This window comes from Arthrobacter sp. zg-Y769, from assembly GCF_020907405.1.
In the GTDB taxonomy this organism is placed as follows: domain Bacteria; phylum Actinomycetota; class Actinomycetes; order Actinomycetales; family Micrococcaceae; genus Arthrobacter_B.
Map to the genome: position 1 here is coordinate 138,566 of NZ_JAJJOE010000009.1, position 21,959 is coordinate 160,524.

21 protein-coding genes and 1 pseudogene are annotated in these 21,959 nt (G+C 65.2%); 11 read left to right on the forward strand and 11 right to left on the reverse strand.

Annotated features, from left to right (window positions below):
• Positions 1 to 30 precede the first annotated feature (30 nt).
• Together LOC60_RS09540 and LOC60_RS09545 are read right to left on the reverse strand one after the other, a co-directional pair.
• Entirely contained in the window at positions 31 to 825 is a 795-nt protein-coding gene (locus tag LOC60_RS09540) for an MSMEG_6728 family protein (RefSeq protein ID WP_230024657.1), read from the reverse strand.
• A gap of 71 nt (positions 826 to 896) precedes the next feature.
• A complete protein-coding gene (locus LOC60_RS09545) occupies positions 897 to 1,532 on the reverse strand; it encodes a DUF1684 domain-containing protein (protein ID WP_230024659.1) in 636 nt (211 codons plus the stop codon).
• 22 nt (positions 1,533 to 1,554) lie between these two features.
• On the opposite strand from LOC60_RS09545, the gene LOC60_RS09550 reads away from it, so the two are divergent.
• Together LOC60_RS09550 and LOC60_RS09555 are read left to right on the forward strand one after the other, a co-directional pair.
• Positions 1,555 to 2,301: a TSUP family transporter gene (locus LOC60_RS09550; RefSeq protein ID WP_230024661.1), complete on the forward strand. Its 747-nt coding sequence runs from the start codon at positions 1,555 to 1,557 to the stop codon at positions 2,299 to 2,301.
• 76 nt (positions 2,302 to 2,377) lie between these two features.
• On the forward strand, positions 2,378 to 3,670 hold the full coding sequence (locus LOC60_RS09555; RefSeq protein WP_230024663.1) for a cell division protein PerM: 1,293 nt from the start codon (positions 2,378 to 2,380) through the stop codon (positions 3,668 to 3,670).
• Here the strand turns inward: LOC60_RS09555 and LOC60_RS09560 are convergent.
• On the reverse strand, positions 3,667 to 4,095 hold the full coding sequence (locus tag LOC60_RS09560; protein WP_230024665.1) for a hypothetical protein: 429 nt from the start codon (positions 4,093 to 4,095) through the stop codon (positions 3,667 to 3,669). The genes LOC60_RS09555 and LOC60_RS09560 overlap by 4 nt on opposite strands.
• 40 nt (positions 4,096 to 4,135) lie before the next feature.
• On the opposite strand from LOC60_RS09560, the gene purN reads away from it, so the two are divergent.
• Entirely contained in the window at positions 4,136 to 4,714 is a 579-nt protein-coding gene (gene purN, locus LOC60_RS09565; RefSeq protein WP_230024667.1) for a phosphoribosylglycinamide formyltransferase, read from the forward strand.
• Positions 4,715 to 4,721: 7 nt separating this feature from the next.
• Here the strand turns inward: purN and LOC60_RS09570 are convergent, their stop codons facing one another.
• On the reverse strand, positions 4,722 to 6,074 hold the full coding sequence (locus LOC60_RS09570) for an MFS transporter (RefSeq protein ID WP_230024669.1): 1,353 nt from the start codon (positions 6,072 to 6,074) through the stop codon (positions 4,722 to 4,724).
• Positions 6,075 to 6,226: 152 nt separating this feature from the next.
• Here LOC60_RS09570 and LOC60_RS09575 point away from each other — a divergent pair, with 152 nt between their 5' ends.
• The 4 genes from LOC60_RS09575 to LOC60_RS09590 all read left to right on the forward strand — a co-directional run bounded on the left by LOC60_RS09575 (position 6,227) and on the right by LOC60_RS09590 (position 11,256).
• The gene (locus LOC60_RS09575; protein WP_230024671.1) at positions 6,227 to 6,910 is read left to right on the forward strand and encodes an endonuclease domain-containing protein; all 684 of its coding nucleotides are present in this window, start codon (positions 6,227 to 6,229) and stop codon (positions 6,908 to 6,910) included.
• 226 nt (positions 6,911 to 7,136) lie between these two features.
• Positions 7,137 to 8,750 carry a bifunctional phosphoribosylaminoimidazolecarboxamide formyltransferase/IMP cyclohydrolase gene (gene purH, locus LOC60_RS09580; RefSeq protein WP_230024673.1) on the forward strand — a complete coding sequence of 538 codons (1,614 nt, stop codon included), beginning with the start codon at positions 7,137 to 7,139 and terminating at the stop codon, positions 8,748 to 8,750.
• A gap of 164 nt (positions 8,751 to 8,914) precedes the next feature.
• On the forward strand, positions 8,915 to 10,150 hold the full coding sequence (locus tag LOC60_RS09585; RefSeq protein WP_283995890.1) for an NADP-dependent isocitrate dehydrogenase: 1,236 nt from the start codon (positions 8,915 to 8,917) through the stop codon (positions 10,148 to 10,150).
• Between the two features lie 143 nt (positions 10,151 to 10,293).
• A complete protein-coding gene (locus LOC60_RS09590) occupies positions 10,294 to 11,256 on the forward strand; it encodes a bile acid:sodium symporter family protein (protein WP_230024675.1) in 963 nt (320 codons plus the stop codon).
• A gap of 290 nt (positions 11,257 to 11,546) precedes the next feature.
• Here the strand turns inward: LOC60_RS09590 and LOC60_RS09595 are convergent.
• From LOC60_RS09595 to LOC60_RS09605, 3 genes and pseudogenes are all read right to left on the reverse strand, one after another.
• Positions 11,547 to 11,939, reverse strand: a pseudogene (locus LOC60_RS09595) (Hsp20/alpha crystallin family protein); the annotation flags it as partial.
• Between the two features lie 185 nt (positions 11,940 to 12,124).
• Positions 12,125 to 13,594, reverse strand: a complete 1,470-nt coding sequence (locus tag LOC60_RS09600) for a glutamate--cysteine ligase (protein WP_230024677.1) — start codon at positions 13,592 to 13,594, stop codon at positions 12,125 to 12,127.
• A 5-nt stretch (positions 13,595 to 13,599) separates the two neighbouring features.
• Entirely contained in the window at positions 13,600 to 14,139 is a 540-nt protein-coding gene (locus LOC60_RS09605) for a hypothetical protein (RefSeq protein WP_230024679.1), read from the reverse strand.
• A gap of 229 nt (positions 14,140 to 14,368) precedes the next feature.
• Between LOC60_RS09605 and LOC60_RS09610 the strand changes: the two genes are divergently transcribed.
• The 4 genes from LOC60_RS09610 to LOC60_RS09625 are packed head-to-tail and all read left to right on the forward strand — an operon-like array spanning position 14,369 to position 16,445.
• On the forward strand, positions 14,369 to 15,139 hold the full coding sequence (locus tag LOC60_RS09610) for a hypothetical protein (protein ID WP_230024681.1): 771 nt from the start codon (positions 14,369 to 14,371) through the stop codon (positions 15,137 to 15,139).
• On the forward strand, positions 15,139 to 15,564 hold the full coding sequence (locus LOC60_RS09615) for a phage holin family protein (protein WP_230024683.1): 426 nt from the start codon (positions 15,139 to 15,141) through the stop codon (positions 15,562 to 15,564). Before LOC60_RS09610 ends, LOC60_RS09615 begins: the two co-directional genes overlap by 1 nt.
• Positions 15,561 to 16,190 (forward strand): DUF3618 domain-containing protein, encoded by a 630-nt coding sequence (locus LOC60_RS09620; RefSeq protein WP_230024685.1) that lies wholly within the window; start codon positions 15,561 to 15,563, stop codon positions 16,188 to 16,190. The genes LOC60_RS09615 and LOC60_RS09620 overlap by 4 nt, the downstream gene beginning before the upstream one ends.
• Before the next feature lie 45 nt (positions 16,191 to 16,235).
• Positions 16,236 to 16,445 (forward strand): hypothetical protein, encoded by a 210-nt coding sequence (locus LOC60_RS09625; protein WP_230024687.1) that lies wholly within the window; start codon positions 16,236 to 16,238, stop codon positions 16,443 to 16,445.
• Positions 16,446 to 16,625: 180 nt separating this feature from the next.
• On the opposite strand, the gene LOC60_RS09630 is transcribed toward LOC60_RS09625, so the two are convergent.
• The 4 genes from LOC60_RS09630 to mmsA all read right to left on the reverse strand — a co-directional run bounded on the left by LOC60_RS09630 (position 16,626) and on the right by mmsA (position 21,905).
• Positions 16,626 to 17,714: a Gfo/Idh/MocA family protein gene (locus LOC60_RS09630; protein WP_230024689.1), complete on the reverse strand. Its 1,089-nt coding sequence runs from the start codon at positions 17,712 to 17,714 to the stop codon at positions 16,626 to 16,628.
• A 192-nt stretch (positions 17,715 to 17,906) separates the two neighbouring features.
• Complete coding sequence (locus LOC60_RS09635) at positions 17,907 to 18,989, reverse strand: substrate-binding domain-containing protein (RefSeq protein WP_230024690.1); 1,083 nt, start codon at positions 18,987 to 18,989, stop codon at positions 17,907 to 17,909.
• Positions 18,990 to 19,044: 55 nt separating this feature from the next.
• On the reverse strand, positions 19,045 to 20,337 hold the full coding sequence (gene mmsB, locus LOC60_RS09640; protein ID WP_230024692.1) for a multiple monosaccharide ABC transporter permease: 1,293 nt from the start codon (positions 20,335 to 20,337) through the stop codon (positions 19,045 to 19,047).
• Positions 20,334 to 21,905 (reverse strand): multiple monosaccharide ABC transporter ATP-binding protein, encoded by a 1,572-nt coding sequence (gene mmsA / locus LOC60_RS09645; RefSeq protein WP_230024694.1) that lies wholly within the window; start codon positions 21,903 to 21,905, stop codon positions 20,334 to 20,336. Before mmsA ends, mmsB begins: the two co-directional genes overlap by 4 nt.
• Positions 21,906 to 21,959: the final 54 nt, after the last annotated feature.

A 21,959-nucleotide genomic window follows, 5' to 3' on the forward strand; every position in this document is an offset into this window, starting at 1 on the left:
CTGCATGGTGGACCCAACAGGTGACAGTTGCTAGACCGATCCCGGCCGTGGCACCGCAAACAGCGTCCGGGGATCCTGGAGAACCGCAGGGTAGGCGAACGCTGACCGGGAAATCTCCCCGCTCAGTTTCACCTGTCGAACCGCCGTATCGTTCGTTAGTTCCACTGGCCCGGCATGGCCAAGCAGCAGGCGGGTCCGGTCAGCCGGAGAAAGAACAGCCACCGTATCGCCGTCGTCCATGTCCTCCAGCAGCCGCACCAACTGCCGGCCCTTCTTTCCCGTGATGGGCGTGCCCTTCACGGAAAGCATCGGCAGGACAATCTCGGCAGCATCGCCGTCGGGCATCGCACGCGCCACCCACAACCCTTCGCCCGGAGCAGGATCCACCGGATCGGGAACGTCGGCGGGGGAGGGCCAGACATACGGCAGGCCGCCGTCGGTATCCGGGAACAGGGGCCCATAGACCTCCGGAGACTTCTCGATGAGGTTGGACCGGTGGCTGCGGTGCAGCTCCTCGTCGCCTATCCAGGAGGGAAGGTCGACGTCGGCCTCCGCAGCCTCCGGGGCAAACTCCAGGATCTGTTCCCGGACGGTATCGGCATGCCCGCGGGCAATCCATTCATCCGTCATCGCCAGCCCGTAGGCGGTGAGCGCCGGCACGAAGCCCTTCCACATGAGCAGGGCGGGGTGGCGCTGCCAGCCGTAATCGGGAACCACCAGCCCGCGCAATAACTGCAGGGTCTCCACCCGCTGCTTGCCAAGCCGCGCCTGGTCCAGGACGGCGGCGCTGCGGGCGAAGCTCGGATACGGAAGGAAGGTCTGCACGGGCCTAGTCTGTCACTGCCCGCCGGCGTCCAGCTGCCGGACCATGACCCGGTCCCGGAAAGTTTCCTGAATCAGTACCGTGCGTACAGTTCACCTACGTGCAGGGCGGCGTCCACGGTGTTGTCAGGTCCCGGCAGCGGGCAGGCCCAGGACTCGTTATAGGCGCAGGACGGGTTGTAGAGGAAGTTGAAATCGAGCACCAGGCTGTTCGGCAGATTGCCCGGTCCGAGGTTCGCACCCTTGATTGTGTCCAAGAGGTACCGACCGCCGCCGTAGCTGCCGCCGTCGACGCCGGAAGTGGCGTCCCGGACGGGGATGAAGATCCCGCCGCCGTAGGAGTCGAGGTGCCAGACCGCCAGGCTGCCTACGCCGTCAGCGTGCACCGTACCGAGCCGGGTGAACGGAACCACGCCGTCGGTCCCGGTGGCGACCTCCATGTTCTGGCCGGCTCCGGCGTCGTCGATTACTGCCTCGAACCGGAACGCCGGGTCATAGCGGGCCGTCCGCAGTCCGCGGAAGCGGCGGCGCACGTCTTCGGGAAGGGGCGACGCCGGGTGGGTGCCGAAGAGCCGGTCCCGCCCGGTGGCCCACAGTGCATGGGAGTGCGACGCCGAGAATCCCTCGGCGGATCGCCTGGCCTGCTCGTAGAGGGCGAACATATTACGACGCCAATCGGCGGTGGCAAGGGCTGTGACGGGAGATACCATTTGTCCAGCGTAGTGTGTTCGAGTGACTACCGGACTCCTCATAGTGGTGCTCGTCGCCATCTTCATCGGTGCGATCGCCCAGCGGATTGCCGGCCTGGGCTTTGCGCTCCTGATTTCCCCGTTCCTCGTGATCATCCTCGGCTCCCACGGGGGAGTGCTGATGGTGAACATCTGCGGAATGGTTTCTTCGCTGCTGATTATGTTCCGCGTGTGGCGGGACGTGGACTGGTCCATGTACCGGTGGTTAGCCGTCCCGGCGGTCATTGCCAGCGTGCCGGCCTCGGCGGCAGCGGTCTACCTGCCCGCAGCACCGCTGGCCGTCACCGTGGGCGCCGTCGTCCTCGTGGCGCTGACCATCTCGCTGCTCCTGCAGCGGACTTCGATAGTGCTGACCGGCAACGTATCCAAGGCAGTGGCAGGCTTCGCCTCCGGGATCACCAATGCCATGGCCGGTGTCGGCGGCCCGGCCGTTAGCGCGTACGCCTTGCTTTCCCGGTGGCCGCAGCGGCCGTTCGCCGCCACCCTGCAGCCGTTCTTCGTTACCATCGCCACCGTCACCCTGACCTCCAAGCTACTGCTGGACCCGGCACAAATGCCCCCGTTCCAAGCCTGGGCATGGGCCTTGATCGGGCTCATGATTGTGGGCGGGATCTTCGTCGGCGAGAAACTGCAGCGCTACATCCGCGATGACCAGGCGCGGTTTGCCGTCATCGTTATTGCGTTCATCGGCGCGGCCACGGCACTTGTGAAGGGCCTGATCGACCTCTGACGCCGGCGGCCGGAGTTACCCGACTCACGCCGGCGCTTCAACGGGCTGCGCGGGACCGGATGGCACGATAGAAGCGATGAAAATTTTATTGCGGCCGAAGAAGCCGGGTCTGCCGCCCATGCCGCTCTGGCTGCAGGGGACCTTCGAACTGGGACAGGCCGCGTTGCTTTCCGCACTGCTGGTCCTCCTGCCGCTCGTGGGTGTGTGGTTTGCCAATGGGTTCACCGATCTGGATTTCCCCTCCCTGGCGCGCCTCGGCGGCCAGGCGTGGCTGCTGATCCACGGCGTGCCGCTTTCGCTGGTTTTCCCCGCGGGTGAGCTGGGTGACGCCCCCGCCACCGGGCTGCTCTCCTTCTTCCCGCTGGGACTGACGCTGATTCCGTTTTTCCTCTCCTGGCGGGCCGGCCGACGGCTGGCCAGGGCCTCCTACACGGACCAGCTCTGGCAGGCGCTGCTGGGCGCACTGGGAACATATGCGCTGATCGGCGCCGCGGCAGCGTACGTCTGCAGTACTGAAGGCGTGCGGATTTCGGTGGCAGCGGGTGCACTGGTGCCCGTGATCGCTGCCGGTGCGGGGCTCATTGTGGGCTCCCGCATAGAGGCCGGATCCTGGGTGCGGCTGATCGGCATGGACCTGACGGACTGGATTGCCCGCACCAGCCAGCATTCACGCTGGGCCGGCTCCTATGTGTGGGCCGCCCTGCGCGCCGGCGCGCTGGGCACCCTCGCCGCGCTGGGTCTCTCCTCCGTGCTGCTGGTGGCGGCGCTGGCGATGAACTGGGCCGAGATGGCGTCCGTTTACGAACGGCTCGACGCCGGTGCGGTTGGCGGAGCGGTACTCACCGTGGTGGAACTGGGATTGATGCCCAACTTCGTGGTCTGGACGCTGGGCTGGGCCTCCGGCGCAGGATTCTCCCTGGGCACGGGCAGCATGATCAGTCCGCTGGAAACCGTTGTTGGTCCGCTGCCCGCGCTGCCGGTGCTGGCCGCACTGCCGGTCGGCAACATGGAATACGGCTACATGGCGCTGCTGATCCCGGTGATGGCCGGGGTCCTGGCCGGCTGGTGGTTCCTCCGGGAAGGGGAAAACCACTTTGACGAGTGGCTCTCCATCAAGATCCGTGCCCGCTGGTTCACTGCCCCCGTATCCACGCTTGTACTCGGTGTCATTGTGGGACTGGTGTCCGGGCTGCTGGCCGCGGGCGCTGCCTGGCTGGCCCTTGGCTCCCTCGGCATTGGACGCTTTGTCGGCCTTGGACCGGACCCGTTGTGGCTCGGACTGTGGGTGGCCGCTGAAGTCGGGATCGGCGTCGTCATCGGTTATGCCGTCGGCCCGTGGCTCGAGCGTGAACCCAAGCTGGACGCCTAGCGGACCTGCTGGAAGGGCAGGTATTCCGCCTCGCAGGCTTCCACGCCGTCAAGGGTGAGGGCGGAGCGCATGCAGGATTCGTAGGTCATGGTTTCGTCCCAAAGCACGGCCATCCCGGCCAGTCCCACAGTGGTGAGGGCGGTGACGACCAGGCCCAGGGACACCAGCACCGGCAGCAGCGGACCCATCCGGCGCTTCGCCAGCTTGACGAGCGCGATGATGCCCACCACCAGGGCCCCGATCCCCAGCGCAAGCGGGATCAGCTTCCACGGCAGGACCATGCTGCTGCTCAGCATCGAGGCGATCATCAGGAGCCAGAACACGCGAACATACTGAATCGCGTTGCGCTTCTGCCCGTCCGTTGGTGCGGGGCGGCTGTCGGGTGCGGGCAGGGTGGAGGTCTGGTGCTGGGTGCCGTCATTCATGGGATTAAGCGTAGGGGACGCTGCCGCCTATGGTTGACGCATGCGCATCGTAGTCCTCGTGTCCGGCACCGGATCCAACCTTCAGGCAGTGCTGGACGCCGTTCGTGACGGCACGCTCGACGTCGAGATTGCCGCCGTCGGCTCGGACCGGCCCGGAACCTTCGGGGTCCAGCGCGCCGCCGACGCCGGCTACCCGACCTTCGTGGTCCCCTTCCGGGACTACCCGGTGCGGGCGGACTGGAACCTGGCCCTCACGGAGAAGGTTGCCTCGTATGAGCCGGATCTGGTTCTGTCCTCCGGCTTCATGCGGATAGTGGACGAGCATTTCATCGACACCTTCGAGGGACGCTACCTCAACACGCACCCGGCCCTGCTGCCGTCCTTCCCCGGGGCGCACGGCGTCCGTGACGCACTTGCGTACGGTGTGAAGGTCACCGGCTGCACGGTTCACCTGGCCGACGCCGGCGTCGACACCGGGCCGATCCTGGCCCAGACCGCCGTTGAGGTGCTCGACGGCGACACGGAGGAAACCCTGCACGAACGCATCAAGGTGCAGGAACGCCGGCTGCTGATTGAAACCCTGGACCGGATCAGCCGCGACGGCCTGCCCGAACTGTAGCCACCGGTTAGTCCAGCGCCGCGCCCTTGGTCTCGGGCGCGAACCGGGCCATCCACAGGACGGCCAGCAGGACCAGGACCCCGGCCAGGGCGAAGGACAGCGGCAACCCGAGGTAGGGCCAGAGCACCGACACGAAGATCAGCGGACCGAACCCGGCGCCGATCCGGGAAATGGTGGACGCCCAGCCGAAACCGCTGCCGCGCAGATTGGTGGGGTAAAGCTCCGAGACGTAGGCGTAGAGCACGGGGATGGCCACCTGCACCACGAACCCGTACACCAGCAGCAGGATCGTGGCCGCTAGGGGGACATCCACCACGAGGGCCACCACCACCAGGATGGCAGCCGACAGCGGACCGGTGATCGCCAGGATCCATTTCCGGCCGACTTTTTCCACCAGCAGCGCCGCCACGATCACTCCCAGCAGCCCGACGGCGGCCATCCCCGAGGTGGTCAGGAACGCGCGGTGTTCGGCGAACCCGGCATCCACGAGGATTTTCGGCATCCACTGCAGGGCCAGGTAATAAACCAGCAGGATGGTCAGGAACAGGGACCAGGCGGCAATGGTGGTCTTGGCGCTGAACCGCCAGAGGTCCGTCAGCTGGGTGCCCATGGTGCGCAGGGACAGCTTTTCGGGGGCCTGCGTTTCGGGCAGGTGCCACTCGGTCTGCGTCCCGCCGGTCCGCCGGACCAGGTCGTCGATGACCGCGGATGCTTCCAGTGTGCGGCCCTTACGGACCAGATAGAGCGGAGACTCCGGGACCGAGCGCCGTACCCAGAAGACCAGGAACGCGGGGATCACCATGATCAGCATGGTGTAGCGCCAATCCGCGAAGGTGGCCATGATGGCCGCCGAGGTGACACCGCACAGTGCCGCACCCACGGGCCACCAGCCGTCCATCCCGGTCAGCACTCGCCCGCGCTGTTTCTTGGGGGTGAACTCGCCCACCAGGGCATAGTCCACCGGAACGCAGCCGCCCAATCCGAAGCCGGCCATAAAGCGGAAGATGCAGAACCAGACAATGTCGGGGGAGAAGGCGCCCAGCACCGTAAAGATCGAGAACACCAGCAGGGTGGCCGAAAAGGCCCGCTTCCGGCCGATCGCGTCAGCAATGGAACCCCAGACAAAGGCACCAATCGCCATGCCGAGCAGGTTCGCCGTTCCAATCCAGGCCGCCTGTGCAGGCTCCAGCGCCCATTCCTTCGAGAGCAGCGGGATCAGGACGCCGTTCAGCGTCACGTCCCAGGCATCGAACATGAATCCAAGGCCGCCGATGAGGAAGATTTTGCCCTGGACTTTCCAGCGCCAGGGCAGGTTCTGCACCACCTGGTCTCCGGTGGGCAGCACATTAGTGACGGACATGTGGTTCGTGGCCTTTCGGAGGGGAGGTGCGCGGGTTCGGGGAAACGATACCTGCTTGACGCCCTGACCTGTGGATAGTGCGCCAATCGCTTTTGGTGTCCGCGAGGATGGGGCCATGGCTGCCGCGCGGCCTGGAGCCAGGTCCGCTGCACTTGACCCGCCCGCTGCGCTACAGCCAGCCGCGGCGAAACGGCGTGGTAGGCCACAACGCCGCGCTGCAGCAGGCGGACGTGATTCGATCGAAGGGCTTACTGGTGACGTCGCCGGCTTTCACCTGGACTGACCTGGCTTCCGTCCTGTCACTGGATGACCTGGTCATTGCGGGTGATTCCCTTCTTCGGCGCCAGGACGCACCACAACGCGGCGGATGCTTTCCAATGCCGGATCCGTTGTGCCAGCTATCGGAAGTGAGGGAAATGGTTGCAAGGCGGACAGGCATTCGCGGAAGGTCCGCGGCTGTTGCTGCGCTGGACCTGCTGAGGGCGGGGGTGGATTCCGCTCCGGAGTCCCGCCTTCGGCTCCTCATCCACCATGCCGGACTGCCGGGGCCGGAAATAAATCAGTGGATTACCGGGTCGGACGGCAGGGCAATCTCCTGCCCGGACCTGCAGTACCGGCGGCTGCGAATTGCGCTGGAATACGAAGGGGAACACCACCTGCTGGATCCTGCACAGTGGCATCGGGACATCGAGCGGGACGAACGCCTTCGCCAATTGGGGTGGGTGGTGCTGCGGTTCACCAAACAGCACCTTCGGCCGGAAAACCGTGCGGGTACAGCTGAGAAGGTCCGGTTTGCCCTCTCGGCCCGCGGCTGGCAGCCCGGATGGCCGGCCTGAAAATCGATTCCGCAGAATTTACCGATTTCCGCCGGGAAAACAGTAAATCGTGCAGACTCGATCGGGAAACGGTAAATCGTGCAGACTCGATCCGCCGAAGCGCACGGAAATGGCGCCCGCGGCACGTTGTTACGAGCCGGCCCGGAGCGGGCGGGAGGCGAAGGCATAAACTTCTCGTGGGCCGCACGGCCTGCACGCCGATCATCGACCACTTGGAGTGTCAGCTGTGAGCAATCCCGTCCTCGACCGTGTTCCCATCCGCCGGGCCCTGATCTCGGTCTACAACAAAACCGGCCTGACGGAACTCGCGCAGGGCCTCGCCGCCGCCGGCGTCAGCATTGTCTCCACCGGCTCGACCGCCAAACAGATCGCCGCCGCCGGTATCGCCGTCACCGAGGTCTCCGAAGTCACCGGCTTCTCCGAATGCCTGGACGGGCGCGTCAAGACGCTGCACCCGCGGATCCACGCCGGAATCCTCGCCGACCGCCGCCGGGAAGAACACGTGGCCCAGCTGGAGGAAATGGAGATTGAACCCTTCGACCTCGTGGTGGTGAACCTCTACCCCTTCGTCGAGACCGTCCGCTCCGGAGCCGGGCAGGATGACGTGGTGGAGCAGATCGACATCGGCGGCCCGTCCATGGTCCGCGCCGCCGCGAAGAACCACCCCTCGGTGGCAGTGGTGGTGGATCCCGGCAAGTACTCCGACGTGGTCACGGCGGCGGCCGAAGGCGGGTTCGGCCTCGCGGAACGGCGCCGGCTGGCGGCCGAGGCGTTCGCGCACACGGCCGCCTATGACACCGCCGTCGCCACCTGGACGGCCGAACAGTTCGGAGACGGAACCGAAGAGGGCACCAAATGGCCGGCCTACACCGGGCTGGCCCTGGAACGCGCAGAGGTGCTTCGTTACGGGGAAAACCCGCACCAGGACGCAGCGCTCTACGTGGACAGGAACGGCAGCCCCGGCGTCGCCCAGGCCGATCAGCTGCACGGTAAAGCCATGTCCTACAACAACTACGTGGACGCCGACGCCGCCCTGCGCGCCGCCTTCGATTTCACGGAACCCGCCGTCGCCGTCGTCAAGCACGCCAATCCCTGCGGTATCGCCGTGGCCTCGCCCGGTGCTGCGGACCCCATCGCGGACGCACACGCCAAGGCCCATGCCTGCGATCCCGTCTCGGCCTTCGGCGGGGTCATTGCCGCCAACCGCACCGTCACCGCCGGCATGGCGCAGACGGTGAAGGACATCTTCACGGAAGTTGTGATCGCCCCCGACTTCGAACCGGAAGCCGTGGAGATCCTGTCGGCGAAAAAGAACATCCGCCTGCTGACGCTGCCGGACGGCTACGGACGCAGCGACACCGAATTCCGGCAGGTCTCCGGCGGCGTCCTGCTGCAGAAGGCAGACCGGCTGCAGGCCGAGGGCGACGACCCTGCGAACTGGACCCTTGCGGCAGGCGAGGCCGCGGACGAGCAGACGCTGGCGGATCTGGCCTTCGCCTGGTCCGCCGTGCGGGCGGCCAAGTCCAACGCCATCCTGCTGGCCAGGGACGGCGCCTCCGTGGGCGTGGGGATGGGCCAGGTGAACCGGGTGGATTCCTGCCGGCTCGCCGTCGAACGCGCCAATACCCTGGGCGGGGACGGCGAGGAACGTGCCCGCGGCGCGGTGGCCGCCTCCGATGCCTTCTTCCCCTTCGCGGACGGGCTGCAGATCCTGGTCGACGCCGGTGTCCGTGCGGTTGTGCAGCCCGGCGGATCCATCCGCGACAACGAAGTAATCGACGCCGCGTCCGCAGCGGGCGTAACGATGTACTTCACCGGGTCGCGCCACTTCTTCCACTAGGAATGACCGGCCGGGCGGCAGGCGGTGCAGGTAGTGCACCGCCCCTGCTGTTTAGGGCGCGGATAGTGGGCTGTGGCATAGTTGGACACAAATAAAAGCCAAAAAGACGGGTTCCGTCATGCCACAAGACATGCTCCGGTCCCACCAACACACAAGGAGATCGTGTGGCTGAGAAAATTAAGGTTGTGGGCTCTGTAGTAGAGCTCGACGGCGACGAGATGACCCGCATCATCTGGCAGTTCATCAAGGATCGCCTGATCAACCCGTACCTGGACGTTGATCTGAAGTACTACGACCTCTCCATCCAGAACCGCGACGCGACCGACGACCAGGTCACCATTGACGCCGCCAACGCCATCAAGGAACACGGCGTAGGCGTCAAGTGCGCAACGATCACCCCCGACGAAGCACGCGTCGAGGAATTCGGCTTGAAGAAGATGTGGGTTTCCCCGAACGGAACCATCCGCAACATCCTGGGCGGCGTGGTCTTCCGCGAGCCCATCATCATCTCCAACATCCCGCGCCTGGTCCCGGGTTGGAACAAGCCGATCATCATCGGCCGCCACGCCCACGGCGACCAGTACAAGGCCACGAACTTCAAGGTTCCCGGTGCCGGCACCCTGACGCTGACCTACACGCCTGCCGACGGCAGCGAAGAAATCAAGCAGCAGGTTGTTACGTACAACGAAGATGGCGGCGTCGCCATGGGTATGTACAACTTCAACGATTCCATCAAGGATTTCGCCCGCGCTTCCTTCGCCTACGGCCTGCAGCGCAACTACCCGGTGTACCTCTCCACCAAGAACACGATCCTGAAGGCCTACGACGGCCAGTTCAAGGACCTGTTCCAGGAAGTCTTCGACGCCGAGTTCAAGGACCAGTTCGAAGCAGCCGGCCTCACCTACGAGCACCGCCTGATCGACGACATGGTTGCCTCCGCGATGAAGTGGGAAGGCGGCTACGTCTGGGCCTGCAAGAACTACGACGGCGACGTCCAGTCCGACACCGTGGCACAGGGCTTCGGCTCGCTGGGCCTGATGACCTCGGTTCTGATGACCCCGGACGGCAAGACCGTCGAGGCTGAAGCCGCACACGGTACGGTTACCCGCCACTACCGCCAGCACCAGCAGGGCAAGCCCACCTCCACGAACCCGATCGCCTCGATCTTCGCGTGGACGCGTGGCCTGATGCACCGCGGCAAGCTGGACAACACCCCCGAGGTCATCCGCTTCGCCGAGACCCTTGAAGACGTAGTCATCAAGACGGTCGAGTCCGGAAAGATGACCAAGGACCTGGCACTGCTGGTCGGACCGGACCAGCCGTACCTGACCACCGAAGATTTCCTCGCCGCACTGGACGAGAACCTCAAGGCCCGCCTGGGCTCCGAGGTTGCCGCCTAAGCGGTAGTTTCTTCACCACGACGACGGCGCGCTGCCCCCTTTCCGGGGCGGCGCGCCGTCGTCGTTTCCCGGGTCCTTCAGCGCCGTGTTAAGCGGACGCGTAACAAGTAGCGCCGCCGGGATGCCGGTGCCACCATGTGGGGATGTCGAACTCCACCACGGCGCAGCCCGCCGCCAAGAGCGCCGAAGAACGAAGCGCCCGCATAGCGGTGACGGTATTCCCGCTGCTGATTGTTGCCGGGGGAGCAGTGGCCCTGTTCTTCCCGCAGTCCTTCACCGGCCTGTCCGGCTACATCAACCCCGGGCTGATGCTCATTATGTTCGGGATGGGCCTGACCCTGACCCTGCCGGATTTTGCGCTGGTGATCCGGCAGCCGCTGCCCGTCCTGCTGGGCGTGGTGGCGCAGTACGTCATTATGCCGCTGCTGGGCTTCGGGATCGCCTGGGCGCTTCAGCTCAGCCCGGAACTGGCCGCCGGCGTGATCCTGGTGGGCTGCGCGCCCGGCGGCACGGCGTCGAACGTGGTCACCTACCTGGCCCGCGGCAATGTGGCACTGTCCGTGGCAATGACGTCGGTTTCCACGCTCCTGGCACCCCTGCTGACACCGCTGCTCGCGCTGTGGCTCGCCGGCAGGTACATGGCGGTCGACGCCGGATCCATGGCCTGGTCCATTGTGCAGATTGTCCTGATTCCGGTGGTGCTGGGGTTGGCCGTCCGGTATCTGCTGCCACGGCTGGTGGACCGGGTCCTGCCCGTCCTGCCCTGGATCTCAGTCCTTGCCATCACTTTCGTGGTCATAGCCGTGGTCTCCGGCAGCGCCGAAGCCATCTTCACCGCGGGCTGGCTGATCCTGCTGGCGGTGGTGCTGCACAACGGACTGGGCCTGGCGCTGGGCTACGGTGCCGCCAAACTGTTCCGCCAGCCCGTCCCGTCACGGCGGACCATGGCCATTGAGGTGGGGATGCAGAACTCCGGGCTCGCGGCGGGACTGGCCAAGCAGTACTTCGCTCCGGAGGCGGCCCTGCCCGCGGCCGTCTTCTCTGTCTGGCACAACGTCTCCGGCGCGCTGATGGCGGCCATCTGGCAGCGGCGGCCTTCCGCCTGACCGCGTGGGACGGACAGCGCCCCAGGGAAACACACCGCAGGCCCCGGATTTTTATCCGGGGCCTGCGGTGTGTAGATCAGTCAGCTCAATTCAGCGCAGTGCTAGATGCCCGCGCCCTTGTCTCCGGAGGAGGACGGTCCGCTGGATCCGCCCGAGCCGCTCGGTGACCCGGACGACCCGGACGAACCGGACGAGCCCGAGAATCCCGAACCCGAACCGCCGCCGCTGGAGGACACTGAAGCCGGCTCAGACGTGGACTGGCCGGAAACGGTGTGGCCGTCCTTGTATGTGGCAGCCACCTCGATCTTGCGCGGCTTCGAGCGTTCGCTCACCGGAATGAAGACGCTCAGCACACCGTTCTCGTACTTCGCGGAGATCGACTCGATATCAATGCCCTGGCCAAGATTCAGCTGACGCAGGAAGGTTCCGCTTTCCCGCTCGCGGGTCAACCAGGTAACCCCTTCGGTGGTGTGGATGGTCCGCTCGGCCCTGATGGTCAGCAGCTGGCCGTCAACGTCCACGTCCACTGAACCGGGGTCGATTCCCGGCAGATCCGCGTTGAGGATGTAGTGGTCGCCCTCGCGGTAGAGGTCGATCGGCATCAGCCGCAGCCGCTGCCGGGGATCGAGAAGTGCGCCCGCCATCCGGTCCAGCTCGCGGAAAGGATCAAACTTCATCGCCATTGTCATCAACTCCTGTTGCCCCGGTGCCCCGCCGGGCACCGGTGGTTGGAATGCCGTTGTTGGAAAAGGGTCGATAAAGGTTGAGTCGTCTCGACTCAACGATGGAATTCAGGCTAGCACTCGCCGTATTTGAGTGCTAGGACACAGACCCGAATTTTGCCGGCAGGCCCCGGAATTCTGCCCGCTCAGCCGATCGGCCAGGAATGGACGGCCGCATTGGTGTGCATGTTCTCCCAGTAGAGCCGCGAGAGCTCGCCCAGGGCCGCCGGCCGCGCCATCCCGGCACCCTCAAGGCGGCGCAGGGTGGCGATCTGCCAGGCCGCGCCGTTCTGTTCGGTACGGGCACGTTCGGAGACCACGTTGAGGTAGCGGTCGATCAGGGAGGCATCCACCTTCAATTCCCTCAGGCCTTCGGCGGCCTGCGGAATCAGGTGGCGCACAATCAGTTCGGCCACCGGAATCTCGCCGATGCCCGGCCAGTAGACGTGCGCTTCCAGTCCGTGCCGGGCACAGGCCAGGAAGTTGTCCGACGCCGTCTTGAAGGCAATGCGGCTCCAGAGCGGCCGGTCTGCGGTGCGGAGATACTCCACGAGTCCGTAGTAGAACGCCGCATTTGCCACCACGTCCAGGACGGTCGGACCGGCCGGCAGAACCCGGTTCTCCAGGCGCAGGTTGGGCGTCCCGCTGCCCGGGTCGTAGATCGGACGGTTCCAGCGGTAAACCGTGCCGTTGTGGAGGCGCAGCTCAGGCAGCAGCGGTGCGCCGAACGGGGTGGTTTCCGAGCCGTCGCCGGAAAGCTCCGGAAGCAGCGAGGGAAAGTACCGCACGTTCTCCTCGAAGAGATCGAAAATCGAGGTAATCCACCTCTCCCCGAACCAGACGCGCGGGCGCACGCCCTGGTTGCGCATTTCCGGGGGGCGGGTGTCGATGGACTGCTTGAAGAGTTCAATCCGGGTTTCGTGCCAGAGCCGATGTTCCATGAAGATCGGCGAATTGGCGGCAAGGGCAACCTGCGGGCCGGCGATCATCTGCGCCGCATTCCAGGCCGGCGCAAACTGATCGGGTGAGACTTCCAGATGCAGCTGGACCGAGGTGCACGCCGCCTCCGGCGCGATGTTCTGCGCGTAGAAGGACAGGGGCTCCGGGCCGGACAGGTCCAGGTGGACGTCTTCCCCCCGGGCCTGGAGGACCGAGGTATTCAGGGCGGCGTAGCGCTGCCCGCTGCTGAGCCAGTCCCATCCGTCCATGAAGCGGGGAGTCAGGGTGGGCAGGATGCCCACCATCATGATGTCCGCGGCCTCCTGGGCGGCTTTCTCGTCCGCACGGTTCAGCTGCATCCGCAGGCTGTCCTCGAGCTCCTTCAATCCGAACCCGCCCACCGACATCGCGGGGTGGTTCATCTCGATGTTGAAGGCGCCGATCTCGGTCTGGAAGGCCGGATCGGCGATTCGCTCAAGGACAGCCTTGTTGCGGAGGGCGGGGGAGAAGTCCCGGTTGGTCAGGTTCAGCTCCAGTTCCAGGCCAATGCTGGCCGTATCCGCGAACTGCGCAGTGGAAAGGAAATGGGCGAACTGGTCCAGGTTTTCCAGCAGGCGCTGCCGGTATGCGGTGCGCTGCGCCCGGCTGAAAGTCCTGCTTGTTACTTCGGCACCCATGGCCCTTACTTCTTTTTCAGGCCCTTGAGGACGTGGGCGGGCCGTTGCATTTCACCGTGTTGTGCGCCCATCACGATCACTGCCCCCGAGAGGGCCGGGATGCTCCACTGCAGGATCTTCAGCTGGCGCTGGGCCGACTTCAGCTCCTTGGATGCACCCTCGTGGGGCTCCGTAGCCCCTTGGCTGCCCTGTTCCGAGAGTGCTCCGACCTTTCCGCCGAGGATCCCGGAATAGAGCGTGACCACGGCTGCCAGGGCCGTAACCGCCGTCTTGTATACGGTGAGGGAGCCAACACCCTCCTGCTTGGTTACACGTGTTTTGTTGTCGCCGATGAGCGCCAGTCCGGCGAGGAAGTGCAGGCCGATTGCTGCTGCCTGTACGGGGGCCCACTTTTTCCAGCCAAGGGCGGATAGCCGGGTTCTTTCGGTGGGGTCCTTCGCTGCCGCCGCTGCACCGTTGAGTCCGACGGCACCCATCAGGGAACCACCGAACCATGCCGCAGCCGTGAGGTCATGGACAGAGCGTGCTATCAGGTTTGCCGCCAATGTGATGCTCCTGTGCGTTGTGGGCCGGCGGCGTACCCGGCGCCTGACAATCCGGCAGGGAACGGGTCCGCGGGCTCTTTTGATCGGTGCAAAAAGAAAACCACGCGCGCATTCCAATAGCAAGGGCACTTACAATCCTAACACGCTACACATTCGTAACTAAGTGTGCTTATTATCGAGGTACGGAACATCCGATCTTGATCAGCAGTTGCAATGACGAAAGAGAGCGATGATGACAGACAATTTCACTCCGCGCGAAGGAAGCCACGCAGCCTCGCCGGCCGGAAGCGCCGACGATTCAACGGCCGCTGCCAAGGCCGATGCAGCCAAGCAGCAGGCAGGTGACCTTGCCCAGCAGGCCAAGGGTAATGCCGCTCAGGTAGCGGAGACCGCCAAGTCTGAAGCAGCAGGCGTTGCCTCCGAAGTTAAGACCAACGCCAAGGACCTGTTTACCCAGGCACGCTCCGACCTCACCGAGCAGGCAGGCGCCCAGCAGCAGAAGGTGGCCGAAGGCCTCCGTTCCATGGCCGACGAACTGCACTCCATGGCGCAGTCCGGCCAGTCCGGTGTAGCCACGGACCTCGTGGGTGAAGCAGCCAGCCGTGCGTCCTCCGTCGCCACCTGGCTTGACGGCCGCGACCCGGGATCCCTGCTGGACGAGGTCAAGGGCTTTGCCCGCCAGCGTCCCGTCGCCTTCCTTGCCATTGCAGCCGGCGCCGGTTTCCTCGCCGGCCGACTGAACAAGGGCCTGAGCGCCGGTCTCCCGAACCAGGGCACCGCCGGATCCAAGGGCCAGCATGTAGGACCGCCCGTGCCGCCCGTTACGCCCGTGCCGCAGGCACCGGTAGCGCAGCCCACGGTCGGCACCACGGGTAATGATCCGTTCGGCACCGAGCCGGTTCGCCCGGCAGGCACCGGTCCCGCGTCCGCCCAGAATCTTCCGCCCACTCCCTCCACCGGTGTTCCGGCAGCTGATCCCTACAGCGGTGGTCGGCACTGATGAGTACCGAACTCCCTCCCACCCCCGCGCAGGCTAAGGCGGAATCCACGTCGCTGGGCGATCTGCTCGGCCAGGTGACGCAGGACATGTCCACCCTCATGCGTCAGGAAGTGGAGCTGGCGAAGGTCGAGCTCAAGCAGTCCGCGACCCGTGCGGGCAAGGGCGGCGGAATGTTCGCCGGAGCCGCCGTCGCAGGGTACTTCGTACTCCTCTTCCTGTCAGTGGCCCTGTGGTACGCACTGGGTACGACGGCGATCGGCTTCGGCTGGTCCGCCGTGATCGTGGCAGTTATCTGGGCCATCGTCGCCGCTGTCCTGGCGTCCCGCGGACGCAAGGAAATGAAGAAGATCAAGGGCATGCCGCAGACGTCCGAGACGCTGCAGGAGATCCCCCAGACCATGAAACCAAGCGAGGAAACACGATGAGTGAAAACCCGGACGAGATCCGCGCCGACATCGAAGCAACCCGCCGGCGCCTAGGCACCAACGTCGACGCCGTGGCGGACAAGGTAACTCCCTCCCACATCGTCCAGCGTCAGACGGACAAGATGAAGGACAAGGTATTCGGAGTAAAGGACAAGGTGATGGGTGTGGCCGATTCAATGGGTAACAGCGCAAGCAATACCGGCAGCAACATCAGCGGCAGCGTCTCGGACATGGGCGGCAGCGTCTCTGACGGCATGTCGGCCGCCGGCTCCGCCGTCCAGGGTGCCCCGGCGAAGCTCGCCGGCCAGGCCCAGGGCAACCCGGTCGCCGCAGGCCTGATTGCGTTTGGCGCAGGCCTGCTGGCAGCCACCCTGATCCCCGCCAGCGACAAGGAACGCGTCGCTGCGGACAACCTCAAGACCGCCGCGCAGCCGATGACCGACGAGCTGGCCGGTGCCGCGAAGGAAATGGCCGAGGGGCTCAGGGAGCCGGCACAGGAAGCGGTCGAGAACATCAAGACCACCGCCACCGACGCCGCGCAGAACGTGAAGTCCGAAGGCCAGGCTGCGGCCTCCGACGTCAAGGACTCCGCTTCGGAAGCTCCGCAGAACGTGAAGAACGCATAACCCAGCAGCACACCGCAGCGCAGCCTTTCAGCAAAGGAGTACCTGATGCAGATCGACAAGCAGCAGATTATCGAATTTCTGAAGAACCGCGGCGACAGCTCCAAGGCAGGCCAGGCCGAGTCCGACCTGCCGGAGAAGGTGGATACCGAGCGCGACTCGGGTCTGCTGGACAAACTGGGCGTGAACCCCAAGGACCTGCTCGGGAAGCTTCCGGGCGGTCTTGGCGGGAAACTTCCGGGCGGTCTGGGCGGTTAGCCCCCGGGCCTGGAACGACGGCGGGGGGGGGCCCGGGGGGGGGGGGGGGGCCCCGGGCGAGGGTTGTGGTGTGGCGGGGGTGCTCCCCCCCGGGGCCTGTGCGGGGGGGGGCCCCCCCCCGCGCTGGGGCGCCCACCGCCGTCGTTTTTTACGCATCAGGCCGCTCGCTGCGGTCACCCGTCAGCGGGGAACGGAGGCTTTGTCATTGGTGTAGAGCACGCCGATCTGCGCGCGCACGGCGTCGAAGATCCGCATGGTTCGAAGCGAGTCCGCCCACGTCATGGTGGGGCTTTCCACCAGGCCCGCCTGGATGCAGCGGGTCACCTCGCGCAGTTCGTAGGCGTAGCCGTTGCCGACCTGCGGGAAGCGTTCCACCCGGGCCTCCCCGGCCTGGGGCACGATGGTCAGCTCCACCGGGTTATGCAGGGGAGAGCCGGTGCGCAGCCAGCCCTTGGTGCCGGAAATGACGGCGGTCCGCGGGCAGGAGGAGACCAGTGAGGAAGTCAGCTGTGCCAGGGCACCGGAAGCGTAGCCCAGCGTCAACGCGTTCTGCGTGTCCACGCCGTCGGCGTTGATGCTGCCCACCGCGTGGACCGTCTCCGGGTAGCCAAGTGCCCCCAGGGCAAACGTCAGCGGATAGACGGTCAGGTCCAGCAGTGCTCCGCCGCCCGCCGCCGGGTCCCAGAGCCGGCTGGCCGGGTCGTAGGGGGCCGGGAAGCCGAGATCGGCCTGCACCCAGTTGATGTCGCCAAGTTCGCCTGAGGCAATCAGTTCCCAGATGCGGTTGATGCACGGCAGGAAGCGGGTCCAGACCGCCTCCATGAGAAACAGGTCGCGGGACCGGGCCAGTTCGATCAGGTCTTCGGTTTCGCGGGCATTGATGGTCAGGGACTTTTCACACAGCACGTGCTTGCCGGCTTCCAGCGCACGCCGGGCAATCCGGTAGTGCTGGGCATGCGGCGAGGCTATGTAGACCACATCAACGTCGGGGTCGGCAAAAAGCCTGTCATAGCCGGCGACGTCGTCCGCATCGTAGTAGCTGCTGGCGAAGCCGAAACGGGCGGCGAAGTCCTCGGCAGTGGCCTGCCGCCGTGAGCTGACGGCCTGCAGGACCGCGTCTTCCAGCCGGGCGATGTCCTCAGTGACGCGCTCGGCAATGTTTCCGGTGGCGACTACGCCCCAGCGCAGGGTCCGGCCCGTGGACTGCACGGGACTTGGAGCTCCCGGCTGGACACAGGGCGGGGTGGGAATATGTTGAACGGCAGTCATGGTCCTCGTCTTCCGCGTCGTTGCAGGGAATATCCCTACTCTATGGTTGCCGCAGGCAGTGGCCTAGGGGTGGCCCGGGACTACTTGCGGCACAAAGCCGCCGCAGGCCCGGTCCGCCAGATGGAACAGCCCGGGTTTCCGCTTGGGGAAACCCGGGCTGTGCCGCCCCGAGGGGGCAGTCGATGCGCTGGCTTACTTGGTCAGCTTGGAGAGCGTCGGGTCATTGGCGTAGGCCTCGGCGGCGTTGGCCTTGGTGACGATGACCGGCTCCAGCAGGAAGGCGTCGACAACCTTCTTGCCGTTGTCGTAGCTCTCGTCGTCGTTGATCTCGACCTCTTCGCCTGCGGCCAGGGCCTTGACCATGTCAATGCTCTGGTTCACCAGGTTGCGGGTGTCCTTGTTAATGGTGGAGTACTGCTTGCCTTCCATGATCAGCTTCACGGATTCCACCTCGGAGTCCTGGCCGGTGATGACGGGCAGCGGCTTGCCGGCGCTGGTGACCGAGGTCAGCACGGCGCGGGCCAGGGTGTCGTTGGGGGAGAGGACACCGTCGAGCTCTTCGGTGGCGTAGCTGCCCGAAAGCAGGTTATCCGCGCGCTTCTGGGCTTCCTCGGCTTTCCAGCCCTTGGTGGTCGCCTGGGCGAATTCGGTCTGGCCCGAGACAACCTTGAGGTTCCCGGCTTCGATTTCCGGCGTCAGCACGCTCATGGCACCGTCGAAGAACACCTGGGCGTTGGCGTCGTCGGAGGATCCGGCGAACAGCTCGATGTTGTACGGGCCTTCGGGCTTCTTTTCCTTGAGGCCGTCCAGCAGGGCCTGGCCCTGCAGCTCGCCGACCTTGAAGTTGTCATACGCCACGTAGTAGTCGACGTTTTCGGTGTTGGTCAGCAGGCGGTCATACGCGATGACGGTAATTCCGGCATCCTTGGCTTCCTGCAGCTGCGAGCCCAGCTGGCTGCCGTCGATGGCACCCACGATCAGCACCTCGACACCGTTGGTGATCATGGAGCTGATCTGGTTCTGCTGCTCGGACACGCCGCCGTTGGCGAACTGGACCTGGCCGTCATAGCCGGCTTCCTTCAGGCCGTCCTTGAACAGGGTCTCGGCCAGCACCCAGTTCTCGGAGGTCTTCTGCGGGAGGGCGACGCCGATGGATGCTCCCTCGTCGAAGCCTTCTTCGGTTCCGGAACCGGATTCTTCTGCACGGCCGCAGGCGGACAGCGACAGTGCTGCCACAGTTGCCGCGACGGCGAAGGACTTTGCGAATTTACGCATGGTGTTCTCTTTCTTGATTGCGGTGGAGGAAATAAAGCTGAATCAGTGGAACGGTCTAGGCGTCAGTGGAGATGACGGTTTTGGTGCCCGTGGGCATTTCCGGGGTGGCGTCGACGGCGGCAGGGGCCGGCTTCGGCTTGTTGCCGCCGAAGTTGCGCATCAGGAGGCCGGTGATGGAAGGCTTGCCCTGCGTCTTGTTGTAGACGTCCAGGGCCACGGCCAGCAGCAGGACCAGTCCCTTGATCATGGAGGTCAGGTCGGCCCCGACGCCCAGCAGCTGCAGGCCGTTGTTCAGGACGGCCATAACGAGGCCGCCCACGATCGAGCCGACCACGGTGCCGACGCCGCCGGAAACCGCTGCCCCGCCGATGAAGACTGCCGCAATGGCATCCAGTTCCCAGTTGGTCCCGTCAAACGGTCCGGAGGCAGTGGAACGGCCCACGAAGATCATGCCGGCCAGCGCGGCCAGGATGGACATGTTCATCATGACCAGGAAGTTCACCTTCTTGCCCTGCACGCCGGAAAGCTCAGCTGCGTGCCGGTTGCCGCCCACGGCGTAGACATGGCGGCCGAAGATGGTCTTGTTGGAGACGAAACCGTAGAAGAGGACCAGCGCGCCGAGGATGATGCCCGAGACGGGGAAGGACGTGCCCGGCCGGCCGGTGGCGAACAGGTACGTCGCGTAGAGGATTACGGCGCAGAGCAGGCCGATCTTGACGACCGGAACCCATGCAGGCGGGTTGGCGCTGCCGAGCTTGGCGTTGCGGGCGCGCTTGCGCATTTCGCCGTAGATCACAGCAGCGCACAGGATGAGGCCCAGCAGCAGTGTCAGGTTGTTGTAGCCCGGGATCGGGCCGCCCTCGGGCAGGTAGCCGGCGCCGATGAACTGGAATTCTGACGGGACAGGCACGGTGTTGGACTTGCCCACCCACTGGTTGGCACCGCGGAAGATCAGCATGCCGGCCAGCGTCACGATAAACGCGGGTATGCCGATGTAGGCGACCCAGAAGCCCTGCCAGGCGCCGATGGCGGCTCCCACGACCAGGCCCAGCACGATGCCCATGTACCAGGGCAGGCCCCAGTCACGCATGGCCATGGCGACGACGATGCCCGCGAACGCGGCGACGGAGCCCACGGAGAGGTCGATGTGTCCGGCGATGATCACGAAGACCATGCCCACGGCCAGGATCAGGATGTAGGAGTTGCCGTTGAACAGGTTGATCATGTTCGTTGACGTCAGGGTCTTGCCCCCGGTGAGGACCTGGAACAGGCCAACCAGGATGGCCAGGGCGAAGATCATCCCGAACTGGCGGCCGTTGCCGCCCAGGAGTTGCTTGATGGCGTTCATGAAAGTGTTCCTTGAGTGGCGTAGTCGGCGGGCTTCCGGGCGGGGGAGGTCATGAGCCTCATGAGGGTCTCCTGGTTGGCTTCCGCCTTGGAAACCTCGCCGGTGACCGCCCCTTCGAAGATGGTGTAGATGCGGTCCGAGAGGCCCAGGAGCTCGGGGAGCTCCGAAGAGATCACGATGACTCCCTTGCCCTGGTTCGCGAGCTGCTGGATGATTCCGTAGATCTCGTACTTGGCGCCCACATCGATGCCGCGGGTGGGTTCGTCCAGGATCAGCAGGTCCGGGTCGGTGAACATCCACTTGGCCAGGACAACCTTCTGCTGGTTGCCGCCGGAGAGCTTGGAGACGCCTTCGTCAACGGTGGGTGCCTTGGTGCGCAGGCTCCTGCGGTATTCCTCCGCATGGCGGAACTCGGCGTCCTTGTCGACAACCAGGCCGTTGGTGATCTTCTTCAGGTCCGCCGAGACCGTGGTGGCCTTGATGTCATCCAGGAGATTCAGGCCCAAGGTCTTTCGGTCCTCCGTGACGTAGGCCAGGCCGTGGCGAATCGCGGAGTGCACCGTCTTGAGGGTGATCTCCTCGCCGTCCTTGATGATCTGGCCGGAAATGAAGTTTCCGTAGGAGCGGCCGAAGATTGAACGGGCCAGCTCGGTGCGTCCGGCTCCCATAAGGCCGGCGAATCCGACGATTTCCCCGCGGCGGACGTGGAAGTCGGATCCCTTGCAGACCAGGCGGTCCGCGACGGTCGGATGGCCTACGGTCCAGCCCCGGACCTCGAAGAACGTTTCGCCGATCTGCGGGGTGTGGTCCGGGAACCGGGACTCAAGGGAACGTCCCACCATGCCGCGGATGATGCGGTCTTCGTCGGCGCCCTCGGCGGCGACGTCGATGGTTTCGACGGAGCGGCCGTCACGGATGATGGTGATGGAGTCCGCAATCTGCTCGATTTCGTTGAGCTTGTGCGAAATCATGATGCAGGAGATGCCCTTGTCCCTCAGCCCGGACATCAAATCCAGCAGGTGCTGGGAATCGGTCTCGTTGAGGGCCGCAGTGGGCTCGTCGAGGATCAGCAGCTGCACGCTTTTGTTCAGCGCCTTTGCGATTTCCACCAGCTGCTGCTTGCCCACGCCCAGGTCCTTGATGGGGGTGGTGGGGTCTTCCTTGAGTCCCACCCGCTCCATCAGGTCCAGGGTGTCGAAGTTGACCTTGTCCCAGTTGATGACGCCGAACCGGGTGGGCTCATTGCCGAGGAAGATGTTTTCGGCAATGGACAGCTCCGGAATCAGCGCCAGTTCCTGGTGGATGATGACGATTCCCGCGGCTTCGCTGGACCGGATATCCCGGAACTGTACGGGGTTGCCCCGGAAGATGATTTCGCCGGTGTAGGTGCCGTGGGGATACACCCCGGAAAGGACCTTCATGAGGGTGGATTTTCCGGCACCGTTCTCGCCGCAGATGGCGTGGATTTCGCCGGCCCGAACGTTCAGTGCGACGTCCGCAAGTGCCTTGACTCCCGGGAATTCCTTGGTGATGGAGTGCATTTCGAGAATGTTGGGACTAGCCGACATGCGCATTGTCCCTGCCGTCGTGGCAGGGTGCGCGCCGCGCGCCTACTGCCGGAG